Annotated in this window: 15 protein-coding genes and 2 pseudogenes; 3 read left to right on the top strand and 14 right to left on the bottom strand. The window is 68.2% G+C overall.

The window, feature by feature from the left end:
* Positions 1–93: 93 nt before the first annotated feature.
* Entirely contained in the window at positions 94–993 is a 900-nt protein-coding gene (locus ACIPEK_RS45055; RefSeq protein ID WP_402008562.1) for a Gfo/Idh/MocA family protein, read from the bottom strand.
* A 42-nt stretch (positions 994–1035) separates the two neighbouring features.
* Positions 1036–2289, bottom strand: coding sequence for an FAD-dependent monooxygenase (locus ACIPEK_RS45060; RefSeq protein WP_402008564.1), 1254 nt, complete (start codon positions 2287–2289; stop codon positions 1036–1038).
* 76 nt (positions 2290–2365) lie between these two features.
* Here ACIPEK_RS45060 and ACIPEK_RS45065 point away from each other — a divergent pair, with 76 nt between their 5' ends.
* Together ACIPEK_RS45065 and ACIPEK_RS45070 are read left to right on the top strand one after the other, a co-directional pair.
* Positions 2366–3019, top strand: a complete 654-nt coding sequence (locus ACIPEK_RS45065) for a TetR/AcrR family transcriptional regulator (RefSeq protein ID WP_402008566.1) — start codon at positions 2366–2368, stop codon at positions 3017–3019.
* 75 nt (positions 3020–3094) lie between these two features.
* Complete coding sequence (locus ACIPEK_RS45070; protein ID WP_402008568.1) at positions 3095–3547, top strand: hypothetical protein; 453 nt, start codon at positions 3095–3097, stop codon at positions 3545–3547.
* 53 nt (positions 3548–3600) lie between these two features.
* Here the strand turns inward: ACIPEK_RS45070 and ACIPEK_RS45075 are convergent, their stop codons facing one another.
* From ACIPEK_RS45075 to ACIPEK_RS45125, 11 genes are all read right to left on the bottom strand, one after another.
* Positions 3601–4086 carry a hypothetical protein gene (locus ACIPEK_RS45075; protein WP_383077678.1) on the bottom strand — a complete coding sequence of 162 codons (486 nt, stop codon included), beginning with the start codon at positions 4084–4086 and terminating at the stop codon, positions 3601–3603.
* 167 nt (positions 4087–4253) lie between these two features.
* The gene (gene ung, locus ACIPEK_RS45080) at positions 4254–4937 is read right to left on the bottom strand and encodes a uracil-DNA glycosylase (protein WP_383077676.1); all 684 of its coding nucleotides are present in this window, start codon (positions 4935–4937) and stop codon (positions 4254–4256) included.
* Between the two features lie 87 nt (positions 4938–5024).
* Complete coding sequence (locus ACIPEK_RS45085) at positions 5025–6605, bottom strand: ABC transporter substrate-binding protein (RefSeq protein ID WP_402008570.1); 1581 nt, start codon at positions 6603–6605, stop codon at positions 5025–5027.
* A 118-nt stretch (positions 6606–6723) separates the two neighbouring features.
* Positions 6724–7479 carry an SDR family oxidoreductase gene (locus ACIPEK_RS45090; RefSeq protein WP_383077672.1) on the bottom strand — a complete coding sequence of 252 codons (756 nt, stop codon included), beginning with the start codon at positions 7477–7479 and terminating at the stop codon, positions 6724–6726.
* A 20-nt stretch (positions 7480–7499) separates the two neighbouring features.
* Complete coding sequence (gene fabG, locus ACIPEK_RS45095) at positions 7500–8261, bottom strand: 3-oxoacyl-ACP reductase FabG (protein WP_402008572.1); 762 nt, start codon at positions 8259–8261, stop codon at positions 7500–7502.
* A 235-nt stretch (positions 8262–8496) separates the two neighbouring features.
* Positions 8497–8880, bottom strand: coding sequence for a DUF3037 domain-containing protein (locus ACIPEK_RS45100; protein ID WP_402008574.1), 384 nt, complete (start codon positions 8878–8880; stop codon positions 8497–8499).
* Positions 8877–9734 (bottom strand): HipA family kinase, encoded by an 858-nt coding sequence (locus ACIPEK_RS45105; protein WP_402008576.1) that lies wholly within the window; start codon positions 9732–9734, stop codon positions 8877–8879. The genes ACIPEK_RS45100 and ACIPEK_RS45105 overlap by 4 nt, the downstream gene beginning before the upstream one ends.
* Before the next feature lie 79 nt (positions 9735–9813).
* Entirely contained in the window at positions 9814–10413 is a 600-nt protein-coding gene (locus ACIPEK_RS45110; protein WP_402008578.1) for a hypothetical protein, read from the bottom strand.
* A gap of 104 nt (positions 10414–10517) precedes the next feature.
* The gene (locus ACIPEK_RS45115) at positions 10518–11096 is read right to left on the bottom strand and encodes a TIGR03086 family metal-binding protein (protein WP_402008580.1); all 579 of its coding nucleotides are present in this window, start codon (positions 11094–11096) and stop codon (positions 10518–10520) included.
* A gap of 114 nt (positions 11097–11210) precedes the next feature.
* Complete coding sequence (locus ACIPEK_RS45120) at positions 11211–11618, bottom strand: RidA family protein (protein WP_402008582.1); 408 nt, start codon at positions 11616–11618, stop codon at positions 11211–11213.
* Positions 11619–11682: 64 nt separating this feature from the next.
* Positions 11683–11886, bottom strand: a complete 204-nt coding sequence (locus tag ACIPEK_RS45125; protein ID WP_402008584.1) for a hypothetical protein — start codon at positions 11884–11886, stop codon at positions 11683–11685.
* A 351-nt stretch (positions 11887–12237) separates the two neighbouring features.
* Between ACIPEK_RS45125 and ACIPEK_RS45130 the strand changes: the two are divergent.
* Positions 12238–12924: pseudogene (locus ACIPEK_RS45130) on the top strand (TauD/TfdA family dioxygenase); the annotation flags it as partial.
* 151 nt (positions 12925–13075) lie between these two features.
* On the opposite strand, the pseudogene ACIPEK_RS45135 reads toward ACIPEK_RS45130, so the two are convergent.
* Positions 13076–13423, bottom strand: a pseudogene (locus tag ACIPEK_RS45135) (putative immunity protein); the annotation flags it as partial.
* Between the last annotated feature and the right edge of the window lie 125 nt (positions 13424–13548).

Consider the following 13548-nt stretch of genomic DNA (forward strand, 5'->3'; position numbering starts at 1 on the left):
CCTCCTGGCCACCTGGACCGGCGCCTGCTCGATATGCGGCCAACCCGCACCAACCCCCGAACCCCACCACAGGACCTAACAAAGCCCTACTAGCTAGGCGAAGTCCAGGTCGCGCAGGATGCGCTCGCACAGCTCATGTGTCTGCAGGGCGTCCCCGGCGCTCAGCACCTTTCCGGCGCGCACGGCGTCCAGGAAGGACAGCACGCTCTGCTCGATGCCGCGCTGGCGGGCCACCGGCACCCAGTCACCGCGCCGTCGCACGCTCGGCTGCCCCTTGTGATCGATCACCTCGGCAAGATTGACGACCTCGCGCTTGGAGTCCTGGCCGGAGACCTCCAGCCGTTCCTCGTTCGAGCCGCTGAGCCGGTTCATCGCGCCGATGGCGGTGAATCCGTCACCGGCCAGCTGCAGCACCACATGGTGCATCAGACCGTCGCGAATCCTGGCCTGTACGACGGTGTGCTCGATCGGCCCCGGCGCCAGGAAGCGCAGCGTGTCGACGACATGGATGAAGTCGTCGAGCACCATGGTGCGTGGATCCTCGGGCAGGCCCACCCGGTTCTTCTGCATGAGGATCAGCTCGCGCGGGTGCTCGGCGCACTGCGCGTAGCCGGGCGCGGCCCTGCGGTTGAAACCGACGGCAAGGCTCACCCCGCGCTCCTCGGCAAGGCTCACCAGCCTCTCGGAATCGGAGAGTTCATAAGCCAGGGGCTTGTCCACGTACGTGGCGACGCCCGCGTCCAGCAGGCGGCCCACGATCTTCGGGTGCACGGCCGTCGCAGCGTGGACGAACGCGGCTTCCAGGCCTTCGGCGAGCAGCGATTCGAGGTCGGTGTGACGCTGCCCGGACGGGATCCGGTGCCTCTCGGCGACCGCGGCCAGGGTGGCGGGGGTACGGGTCTGCAGATGCAGTTCGATCCCGGGCAGGGTCGTCAGAACCGGCAGATACGCCTTCTGCGCGATGTCGCCGAGCCCGATGCAGCCGACCTTCACAGGGGTCTCCCTCTCACTGTTCAGCACCGACCGGCGCGGTGTTCACCGGTTGAGGGTGCCCCGTCGAGCTCTTCGAGCCGATGTCTGCCGCGGTGACCTGTGCGCTTCCTTCGTCGGGGCAGCATACGTGTGCTGCGGCGGCTGCCAGTCCGCGATGCCGTCGAAGGTGCGCAGGACGAGAGTGGGCCCGAGCCGCGAGACGGTGGACATCAGGGCGTCGCGCAGCGCCACAGCCGGGGCACTGGTCAGGCGCATCAGCCGGGAGGCCTGTGCGGCCTTGCGGACGATGGCCGACGTGCGGGGCAGCCGATCGGCGGTGTACGCCGCCAGACCCGCGCCGAGGTCCCTGCCCGGTATCACGTGATGGGCGAGCACGATCGCGTCCTCGACGGCCTGGTTGCCGCCCTGGCCGAGGCTGGGTGCCATGGCGTGGGCGGAGTCGCCGACGAGGACGGTGCGGCCCCGGTGGAAGGAGGGCAGGGGGTCGGTCAGCTGGTACACGTCGTTGCGGAGCACCTGTCCGGACTGGGCAGCGGCGATGATCGAGGGGATCGGGTCGTGCCAGCTGCCGAACCGGCGCATCAGCTCCGCCTTCTCGTCATCGGCAGCACGGTCTCCGGCGGGGGCGACGGCAGCCCCGTAGGCGTATGTGCGGCCGTCCTTGAGCGGCTGGGTGCCCCAGAGTGCGCCGCGCCCCCAGGTCTCATGCGGAGCGAAGGGCCGCTCGGGCGCGGGGACGACGATGCGCCAGGTGGTGAATCCGGCGTACGACGGTCCGGGGTGGGACGGGAAAAGTGCGCTGCGTACACCCGAGTTGATGCCGTCGGCACCGATGACGAGGTCGGCGCCGATGTCCCCGGCCGCCGTCCGGACCACGGCACGCGCACCGTCTATGGCGCCCGGGTCAAGCAGTTCCGCGGCGGCATCGGTACGGACGGTGGAGTCGGGCAGCCGGCCGACGAGACGGTCGACGAGGGTGGCCCGGTGCAACAGGACAATCGGACCGCCGAACCGCCCGGTCGCGACAGCGCTGTTCGTACGGGAGAGCCAGCGGCCGCTCGGGATACGCATTCCACCCTCGCCCTGCCAGGCGGCGAGCGACCTGATCTCGTCGCCGAGGCCGATGACGTCCAGGGCGCGCTGCGAGTTGGGCGCGAGGGCGATACCGGCACCCACGGGTTCCAGGGAGGCTGCGCGCTCCAGGACCGTGACCCGCCAGCCGCAACCATGCAGGGCCACCGCCGCAGTGAGGCCGCCGATTCCGCTGCCGATGACGACGGCATGGCGTTTCTCCATCACTCCTCCTCGAAACTACATCTGTAGTGACAGGTTCACCATACTACAGCTGTAGTTCCGAAGGTAGGTTGGCCCCATGTCCACACGCACCACCGGCACCTCCCGGGCCGATCTCATTACCGATGCCGCCCTCGCGCTCCTCGCCGAACGCGGGATGCGCGGCCTGACCCACCGCGCGGTGGACGAGCGCGCCGGACTCCCCCAGGGTTCGACGTCGAATTACGCACGCACCCGGCAGTCCCTGCTGGAGGTGACGGTGCGACGGCTGGCGGAGCGCGAGGCGCGGGTGCTCACCCCCGGTGAACTCCCGGTTCCGGGCGCCGGCAGGACGGACGCCCCGGACGCCGGTCCGGAAAGCGGTTCGGGCACCGGCACGGAGGCGCTGGTCGCCGGTCTCGCGCTGGCCCTGCACCGGTATCTCACCCGCCACCCCGAACTGCTCATCTGCCGCTACGAGCTCGCCCTCGAGGCCACCCGGCGCCCGGAGTTGCGGGAGTTCTTCGACGCAACGGGCCGACAGTTCCGCGAGCCTGTGATGGCGCTGATGACGGCGGCCGGGTCGGCCGAGCCCGAGCGGCACACCCTGTCCCTGGTGGCCTGGTGCGAGGGGCTGATGTTCTCGTGCGCCGCAGGGTCGTACCACCAGTCCGTACCGACCGAGGAGGAGCTGCGTACCGGCTTCACCGAACTGCTGCGCGGGATGCTCGGATCGCAGGCGGCATTGCGCTGACCGGCGTCACTCGTGCGGGCCAATCTTGGCTTTCCGGCTCACTCGAAACCGGGTCCGCACAGCAGAGTTGATCAGGTGCAACGAACCCGAATCACCGTGAAGCTCCTGGTCGGCGTGGCGGTCACGACACTGTCCGGCTGTGTGTCCGTGGCACCGCAGCCGGACGTTCCGTCCCGGCCCGGGACCAGCCGGCCCGCCCAGGACCTGGCGCCACAGATCGTGCGGCCGCCGGTCCACGACAGCCTGGGAGCCGTACCGGCCCCCGCGCCGTCCGCCTCCGCATCCGCCCCGGCGCCCGGCGCACCGCCGGACACCCGCCGCGCCGCGCCCCGCGCACCACAGCAACGGAAGCACCCCGGGGCGGCGCGGCCTCGGCCGCATCAGGCCCCGCCCGCCGTGACCGCGCCCGTCCCGGCCCTGCCGGACCCCGCCACCGGGAAGGACGTCTGCGCACTGGGACGGGGATACGGGCACTGGCCTGCGGGCAGCCCGCAGTCCCGGATCTGCGAGCACACCTACGGCCGCTGAAAGCGGCCGTAGAGAGCCGAGCGGTGGCCCGTCCGCCATCGACGGGCCACCCCTCACAGCTCCCGCAGCCTCAGCTCCAGCCGCGCGATCGCCGCGCGGACCCCTCCCCCGTACCCGTCATCAGCCCCGTCGTCCGCGAGCACACCGGAGGCGGCGCGCGCCCGGTCCAGATGGATCCGGGCCGCCTCGGGACGGTGGAGCTTCACATAGTCCACCGCGAGATTGAGATGGAGCGAGGGATAGAACGCCCGCACCGCGAGCGCATCGGAGTGCTGTACCGCGCGCTCGTCGGTCAGGCTGCCGGCCGCGGTCAGCGCCCTCAGGTCCCAGGCCAGCTCATCCCCGGGGTCGTCCTGCGTGTCGGCCATGTAGTGGGCGAGGGTGCACCGGTGCAGGGCGTCCCCGTCCTCGCCGATCTCCGCCCAGAGCTCGCCGAAGCGATTGCGGGCCTCCTCCCGGTCGCCGCCGTGCAGCAGCATGATCGCCTGGCCGATCCTGGTCATGACGGCATCCTTCGACGCCTCCCGCTGCTCCGTCACTGCGGCCTCCCTGTCCACGTCCACCCGTTGCCGTTCGACGCTAACCGCAGCTGCGGTCAATCCCGCTGAGGCTCGGGCGGGCGTCCAGGACCTGTCCACCGCGCGCCCACCCCCGGCCCGGACCTGTCCGCCGGGCCCCGCCGCCGGCCCGGGCCGAAACCGCAGCGTCAGCCCAGGTCGGGGATGCGCCAGTCAATGGCCTCGTGCCCCTGCGCCGCCACCGCCTCGTTGATCTGCGTGAACGGACGGGAGCCGAAGAACTTCTTGGCGGACAACGGTGACGGATGCGCACCCTTCACCACCACATGACGCTCCTCGTCGATCAGCGGAAGCTTCTTCTGCGCGTAGTTGCCCCAGAGCACGAAGACCGCCGGATCGGGCCGCGAGGCGACGGCGCGGATCACCGCGTCGGTGAACTTCTCCCAGCCCTTGCCCTTGTGCGAGTTCGCCTCGCCCGCGCGCACCGTCAGCACGGCGTTGAGCAGGAGCACGCCCTGCTCGGCCCACGGCATCAGATACCCGTTGTCCGGGACCGGCAGGCCGAGCTCCTCCTTCATCTCCTTGTAGATGTTCCGCAGGGAGGGCGGCGTCTTCACGCCCGGCCGCACGGAGAAGCACAGCCCGTGTCCCTGCCCCTCCCCGTGATACGGGTCCTGACCGAGGACGAGAACCTTCACCTTGTCATAGGGCGTGGCGTCCAGGGCTGCGAACACCTGGTCGCGCGGCGGATAGACCGGCCCCTTGGCCCGCTCCTCCTCGACGAACTCGATGAGCTCCTTGAAATAGGGCTTCTGCAGCTCTTCGCCGAGGACGCCGCGCCAGGACTCGGGCAGCAGGTCGGTGTCGGTCACGTCAACAACCTCCGGTAAGTAATCAGTTCTTCAACCGAGAACCTACCGGGGGCCACTGACAACGGACCCTACGAGCCCTGCCGGGGCCTACCAGCTGGCCTTGCGGTACAGCTCCCACACCTGCATGACCGTCTGCGGGTCCAGGGCGCGCTCGCCGCCACCGATGTCCTCGCCCGAAGCGACGTACAGCTTGCCCTGCCACAGCGGCAGCAGCCGTACGTCGTCGACCATGATCTGCTGGGCCCGTTCGAACTGCTTGCTGACCGCGCCCCGGTCGCTCTCCTTGCGGGTCTGCGGCAGCAGCTGCTCGGTGATCTCGCTCTTCACGTACGGCGTCCCGGTGATGCTGTCCTTGCCAACGAAGGGCGCGATGAAGTTGTCCGGGTCCGGGAAGTCCGGGAACCAGCCGCGGCCGAAGACGGGGTACTGGCCCTTGGTGAAGCCTTCCTGGAACTCCTTCCAGGGCTTGCTCTTCAGCGTGATCCGGAACAGCCCGGAGGCTTCCAGCTGTCGCTTCAGCTCGTCGAACTCGGGGGCCGTGGACGAGCCGTACCGGTCGGTCGTGAACCAGAACGTCATCGAGACGGGCTTGGTGATGCCCGCCTTGGCGAGGATCTGCTTCGCCTTGCCCTTGTCCGAATCACCGTAGGCGTCGAAGAAGCTGGTGGTGTGTCCGGCGATGCCCTTGGGGACCATGGAGTACAGCGGCTCGGCCGTCCCCTGGTAGACCTTGGCCACCAGGGCGTCACGGTCGACGAGCTGGGCGATGGCCCGCCGTACGGCCGCGTTCCCGGCCGCCGGATCCTTGGGGTTGAAGACCAGGAAGCGGATGTCCGCGCCGACCGTCTCGACAATCTGCAGATTGCTGTTCTTGTCCTTGTTGTCTTCCAGGCTGACGACCTCCTCGGCGGTGAGACCGCGGTAGATCGCGTCGATCTCGTTCTTCTTCAAGGCCGCGACCACGGGGGCGGATTCCTTGAAGTACCGGATGGTCACAGCGTCGTTCTTACGGTTGGCGAAACCCTTGTAGTCCGGATTCTTCACCAGTTCGGCCCGGTTCCCCGGCTTGTACGAATCCAGGAGATAGGGGCCGGATCCGGTGACCTTGCCGTCGCTGCGGAGCTTGTGCTTCGAATAGTCGCTGGGCGCCACCAGCGACATCGCGGGCGTGGCGAGGATGAAAGGGAATGTGGCGTCCGGCTCGGTGAGATGGAAGACGACGATGTCGTCCCCCTTGGTCTCGACCCGGTCGAGCGAGCCGAGCATGCCGACAGGGCCGCCCTTGACCTTGATGGCCGTGATCCGGTCCATGGAGTACTTCACGGCCTCGGCGTCGAGTTTTTCGCCATTGGAGAATTTCAGGCCCTTGCGGAGTTTGCACCGGTAGGCCGTGCTGGTCGTGTCGGTGAACTTGCACCATTCCGCCGCATCGGGCTCGGGGCTCGTGCTTCCTGTGGGGAAACTCACCAGAGTCTGGAAGACATTCCGCATCAGTTCCCAGGAGTTGTCCCACGCCGCCGCCGGATCGAGGGTGGAGGGCTCGCTGGTCGTACCGACGACTATCTTCTGCTCCGTTTTCGAGCCGCTGTCGGAGAGAAGTCCGCAGCCTGCCAGCAGAGAGAGGGAAGCAAGGACTGCAGCGGCCTGCAGACTGGCCCGGTAGAACACGTGAACGCTCCTCGATCAGCCATGGGTCGGCAGACCATACCGCAGTGCCCCGTCGGGTCAATCCGCAGGCCCGACGGGGCACTTGAGTCAATCAGGCCCAAACCCGCTCAGGCCGCTCTCAGCTCACGCCCGCATTCAGGAAGATCCCGCCGTCGACCACCAGGGTCTGTCCCGTGATCCAGTCGCTCTGGCTCGATGTGAGGAACGCGGCGGCGCCGCCGATGTCCTCGGGGACCCCCAGCCGGCCCAGCGGATAGGCCGCGGCGGCCTCCGCCTCGCGGCCCTCGTACAGCGCCCGGGCGAACTTCGTCTTCACGACCGCGGGGGCGATCGCGTTGACCCGGACGACCGGCGCGAACTCGTGCGCCAGCTGAAGGGTCAGGTTGACCATGGCGGCCTTGCTCATGCCGTACGCGCCGACGAAGGGTGAGGCGGAGATACCGGCGACCGAGGCGATGTTGACGATCGCCCCGCCGTTCTCCTTCTGCCAGGCCTTCCAGGTCTGCTGGGCGAAACCGAGCGCCGAGATCACATTCGTCTCGAAGACCTTGCGGGCGACATTGAGGTCGAGCTCCGCTATCGGGCCGAAGACCGGATTCGTACCGGCGTTGTTGATCAGGAAGTCGACACGGCCGAACACCTCCATGGTGCGCTCGACCGCCGCCACCTGGTGCGCCTCGTCGTGCGCCTTGCCCGCCACGCCGATGACACGGTCGGAGCCGAGTTGCTCGACGGCCTCCTTGAGAGCGTCCTCGCCTCGCCCGGTGATGCACACACGGTCACCGCGCGCCACGAGCGCCTCGGCGATGCCGTAGCCGATGCCCCGGCTCGCGCCCGTGATGAGCGCGACCTTCCCACTGTCCTGCACAGTCATGATGTCCGTAACCCTTCGGGTCAGTTGAGCGGTCCACCGGCGACGTACATGACCTGACCGGAGACGAAGCCGGCCTCGTCGCCCGTGAAGAAGGCGATGGCGTTGGCGATGTCCTCGGGGCGGCCGACGCGCTGCACCGGGATCTGGGTGGCGGCAGCGGCCTGGAACTCCTCGAAGCCCATGCCGACCCGGGCCGCCGTCTGCGCGGTCATCTCGGTGACGATGAAGCCGGGTGCGACGGCGTTGGCGGTGATGCCGAACTTGCCGAGCTCCTTGGCGAGGGTCTTGGTGAAGCCCTGCAGACCGGCCTTGACAGCTGAGTAGTTGGCCTGGCCGCGGTTGCCGAGCGCCGAGGAGGAGGAGAGCGAGACGATACGGCCGAACTTGGCGTCCACCATGTGCTTCTGAACGGCCTTGGCCATCAGGAACGCGCCCTTGAGGTGCACGTTCATCACGGTGTCCCAGTCGGACTCGCTCATCTTGAAGAGCAGGTTGTCGCGGAGCACGCCCGCGTTGTTGACGAGGATCGTCGGAGCGCCGGCCTCGGCGGCGACCCGCGCGACCGCGGCTTCCACCTGGGCGCTGTCCGACACATCGCAGCCGACGGCGAGGGCGGTGCCCCCGGCGGCGGTGATCTTCTCGACGGTGTCCTTGCAGGCCGCCTCGTCGAGGTCGAGTACGGCGACGGCGCGGCCCTCGGCCGCCAGGCGTACCGCGGTGGCGGCGCCAATGCCCCGCGCCGCTCCGGTCACGATGGCGACGCGCTGCTCGGTGGTGGACATGCTTGGTTCTCCTCGCCCTTGGATCGCGGCTCAGCGGACGTCGGGGAACCCCCGGCACGGAACCTTCGCGTGCGCGGAACCTTCCCGATAACTGAGCAACCGCTTAGTACCTTCAGCAGACGAGACGCTAGAAGCCCTGGCACTCGGTGTCAACGGCCCACGGCCGCAGGCGCTCATGTCACACCCTGCGGCGCCGCTGCCGCAGTGGCTGCGGACGGCGCCGCAGGGCGGCGGATCAGCGCACCAGCAGGTCGAGCAGCCGTTCGATCTCGGCCTCCGGGTCGGTCGTGAGACCGCTGTGCACGGGGCTCGGCTGGACAACGGTGGAACGCGGGGCGATCAGCCAGCGGAAGCGGCGGCCCGCGTCGTCGCGGGCCGCCTGGCCCGCGTCCGTACCACCGCGGCACACGCCCTCGACGGCATGCAGGGCGGCCCGTACACCGACCACATCGGCGGTCGGGTCCAGCGCCTTCAGCTTGGTCTCGTCGAGATGGGTACGGGCGGCGACGAAACCCTGCGCGTGGCAGTAGACGACCACGCCCGCGTTGAAGAACTCGCCGCGCTGCACTCGCGGCACCACGCGCAGCACCGCGTACTCGAAGACATCGCGCTTGGTCACCGCTGGCCGTCCTTGTCGTTCTTCTTCTTGGTGGGATGCGGCCAGGGAGTGAGGTGCTCGGTGAGCCAGCCGGGGGCCTGTGACGGCTTGGGCTCGGTGGGGCCCTCCATCGTGATCCGCTCATGAATGGTGGCGGCGCGCGGCAGCAGCGCTTCCACATAGGCGCGGCGCAGCTCGTCGGTGGAGTCGAAGCCGGGCTCGTCCACCAGCCACTCGTCGGGGACGTCGGCCGCGACCTCGGTGAGCAGTTCCTCGGTGACCAACGGGGCGAGCTCGGCGGCGGCCCCCGCGATATCAGGTGCGAACGGGGCCAGCGCATGGTCCGAGGCGTTGTACGGCTTGGCGGCGGAGGCCTGGGCGCCGGGCCAGTTGTGGTGCCAGATCATGGTGGCGCCGTGGTCGATGAGCCACAGGTCGCCGTGCCAGATCAGCATGTTCGGGTTGCGCCAGGACCGGTCGACGTTGTTGATCAGCGCATCGAACCAGACGATACGTCCGGCTTCCCGGGAGTCCACCTGGTAGGCGAGTGAGTCGAAGCCGATCGATCCTGGCAGGAAGTCCATCCCGAGATTGAGCCCACCACTGGCCTTCAGGAGTTCCTGCACCTCCTGGTCGGGCTCGGCGAGCCCGATGACCGGGTCGAGCTGGATCTGTACGAGGTCGGGGACGCGAAGGCCGAGCCTGCGGCCGAGCTGTCCGCAGATGACTTCCGCGACCAGAGTCTTGCGACCCTGGCCGGCGCCGGTGAATTTCATGACATACGTGCCCAGGTCGTCGGCCTCGACGATCCCGGGGAGCGAGCCGCCCTCACGCAGGGGCGTGACATAGCGCGTCGCCGTGACCTCTGTAAGCATTTCGCCAGGCTATACGGCATGGACGCCTTGCGATCCACGGAACGTCGCACCACCTCCACAGAACGGGGAATCGCCGCGATCAGCCCTGGGGAGAATCTGGGGAGTTTCGGCCGACGGCCCACTCCCCCACGGCGCCGATCAAGCCATCGATGGCTGCTCGTCCCTTGTTCCCGGCCTCCGGCATGAAGTGCGCATAGTAATCAAGCGTAACGGTCGGCGACCTGTGGCCCATCCACCGTGCCACAGTGACCACGTACTCACCGGCCTCACCGGCCTCCAGCATGATGGAGGCGTAGGTGTGCCGCAGTACGTGGAACCCGTCATTGGGCGCCGCCTCCCACTGCCATTGCTTCGCTCCCGCTCTGCGCGGAGGAATGATGCCGGCCTCAGCCAGCGCGGGCTTCCACGTGTACGTGTTCCACGTGTTCACCGCGACGGCATTGTGGAAGCGCGTTGTGAGCAGCAGAGGAAACCTCTTCGTCGGTACGTCACCCCCGGGCCTGCCCCACGGGAGTTCCGCTTCCACGGGGGGATACTCAGCCATGTGCTGTGTCAGCGCTTCGGCAACAGAGGAAGGCATGTCCACGATGCGCGACATCTTTGACTTCGGGAGCGCGTAGTAGAGTTTTCCGTCAATGGTCTTCACCTGCCTGCGCACGTCGAGTGCCGCATCAGGCAACTTTCGCCTCGTTGCATCGTGCCGGTCGATTCCTGTACCGGGCGACACCGGACGGCGTTTCTACGGTGTAGAAGTCATTGCACGACCTGTTGGTGAGCCGTCGCTCAGCTTGCCGCTGGACGACGGCCGACGAGTCCGAGCAGCCGCTCCAGGGCGGGAGAGCCCGCGGAGACCTCGACCGCCGGGGCGAACGGAGTCCTTGCCCGGTCGTCGGACGGTGCTCCGGTCGGGATCTGCGCCGCGACCTTGAGTGAGTAGCGGACGAGGTCGGCGCCCGGATCGTAGGCAACGCCGATGGTCTGAGCGACGTCCCAACCGTGGACTACGCAGTCGAGCACATGCATACCGAGCGCGACCCGGCCGGGAAAGAACCCGAACTCCCTGATCTGGAGCGAATGGTCCAGGACATCCTCGGCGAACGCCCTCGTCATGGCGTCGGCCGAGTCGAGGTACGCCTGGTAGGGATCCCCACCCAGGTTGCCCTGGTCCCAGGCCCGGAGGTCACCGGTGACGCCTGCTGCGGCGGCTGCGAAGCCGAGGTTCTCGCTCACTTGGTGGCGGAGCAGGCCGTGCAGTGTCCAGTCGGCACACGGCGTTGGAAGACGAAGCTGGTCCGGGCCGATCTGCGCGATCACCGCTCCCAAGGTGGCGAGGGCACGGCGGTCCAGTTCCCTGATATCCATGGCCGCGACGTTAGCCGTGCCCCCCGTTTTCGGGCCATTCGTTTTCGGAGGCGCCTCAGCCTGTCCCGATGCCTGTCGGGGGGCGACCGTTGCCTGAAGCGCACCAAGTTTTGGCTAGTCGAGCACGGCAGCGACGGCTTCGATCTCTACGAGCTGGTCGTCGTAGCCGAGCACGGTGACTCCGATCAGGGTGCTGGGGACGTCGTGGTCTCCGAACGATTCCCGGACTACCTCCCAGGCGGCCACCAGATCTGCCTGGCTGGTTGACGCGACGAGCACTCGGGTGCTGATGACGTCCTCGACCGATGCACCAGCCTCGGTCAGCGCAATCCGCATGTTCTCAACGGCTTTCGCCGCCTGCCCCGCGTAGTCCCCGATAGCTGCCGTGGACCCGTCTTCGTTCAGTGGGCATGCCCCGGCGAGGAAGATCAAACGTGATTCGGCCGGCGCAGTGGCCGCATACGCGTACTCGGCGACGTCGGACAGCGAGCTGGAACGAATCAGGGTGATAGCACGAGCCACAGCAATTCCCTTCGGTGCGTGTGAGACCCAGTCATGCTCTCAGGCGCCGACGCACCACGCCGCATCAATTACCTGCCGGCGAAGCCGCATCAGGCAACGTTCGCCCTGTCAGGCTTATGACGACCGGGGTCTTGTCCGGTGTGAGGACTGTGCAGTCGTAGGTGACGATCAGGACCCGGCGCCCGGGGAGCGGCTCGTAGATCCAGGTGTCGAGGAGGTCTCCGGCCTTGACCTCCCAGCCGGTTTCCTCCCTCAGCTCTCGTTCCACCGTTCCTTCGAGGCTGTGGTCGGCGGGGCTCGATCCGGCCGGCGGGCCGATCTCCAGGCGCCGGCCGGGCAGTTCCCACTCCTCGCGCTCGTTGCGCAGCGGAGAACACGCAACCGGTGGTCAAGGGCAACGGCCTTGACCGATACCGGCCACAGCGACGGCTGATACGGCATACGGATTCCCAGGGTGCGATGGGTGGACCCGGTCCCCGGAACGTAGCAGGCGGCCACAGGTCTCCGGAGCTCGTACCCGAATTGTCTGAGTCGACAATCTGTCGCTCTACCAGGCCCCGTGCTCTTTGGACCCTGGTCGAACCGTGTCCGATTCGCAGAGGAGCACTTCAATGCTGACGTGTGCGCGCACTACCGGACTCGAAGCCCATTACGTCCAGCTGCAGGGGAAAGGGCCAGCGGACTGGTTGCCGGACAGCTGCGCGAGCGCGGCCTGGTCACGGTGGACGGGCTGGAGTCCCGGGAATCGGTCCTCGCATTCGCCCGGCACGTCATGATGCTGGTGCCGCACCGCGACAGTGATCCGGACTCCCTCACGACGATCCACGACATCGGGCGAGGAGCGCGGCGGCCGGGTCTGGCGGGGCTCGGTAACGGCGAGCTGCTTGCCCATACCGAGCGGTCCAGTGTCCCTGGGCCGCCCCGGCTCATGCTGCTGGTCTGCCTCCGACCGTCGGCAACTGGAGGCGAGGTGTTCCTCACCGACGGGCAAGCCGTTCACGATCACCTGAACGCCGAAGCCCCGGAGGCCATGGAGCTCATGAGCCTGCCCGGGACCGCTTTCTACGGCGACGGCGGCGGACGTCCCGCGCAGATCTTCACACGTCACCCGCGCGGCCGGGCTTCGATCCGGTACCGGCAGGACGAACTCGCCCAGTTCAGTCCTGCGGTGGCACGCTTTCTGCCGGATCTGAGAGCGGCCATCGCAGCGCACCAGTGCGCCATCACCCTGTCGCCGGGACAGTGCTACCTCATTGACAACCATCGCTGTCTCCACGCCCGTTCGGCATTCAGCGGACCACGATTGTGCGTGCGTGCCCTGGGAGCACCGCTCTTCCCTCTACCTCCGGGCTTCGCCGCAGGCTTTGCTGACCGCATGTCCGCGACTCGGACCGTTGCTCCGGGTTCGCCGGCGCAGCCCTCCCGCGCAACCGTGGATGTCACTGAAACGGGGGCGGCGCCAGTGGTCCCGTCCGGGGTCGGCAACGACGGGCGACGGCCCCGGCCTGGCCCGCGGCGTACGCGGCATGCCGTGCTGCCCCACGCAGGTCTCTGGCTGCCCCCATCGCATGACCGCCCGCCGCGCGAGCCTGCATCATCTTGACCTCGCCACGCACCCAGGCCCGGGCATGCTCGATCGCCTGACGCGGTCGCGGGTCCCCCGGCTGGGCCGACTCGAAGAGGCCAAGGACGTGCTCTGCACACGAGGCAGCCCATAGAGCGAGGAGACGGTGATCCGCATCAGTGAGAGTCCCACCACGGCGGATCGTCACGAAGCGAGGGTCGCGGACCTTCGGGAGGATCATGACGTGCACTCCCTCCTGCCCACATCGGCGCCGCTCGCTGCGGTGTGCCCTGGCGGCCGGTCAGCCGCCTGGCGCAGGGAATGATCCAGAGTGCTCATCAGCCGGGCGACACGACTGCTGCCGCC

Source organism: Streptomyces sp. NPDC088246 (genome assembly GCF_044741025.1).
Classification (GTDB): Bacteria; Actinomycetota; Actinomycetes; order Streptomycetales; family Streptomycetaceae; genus Streptomyces.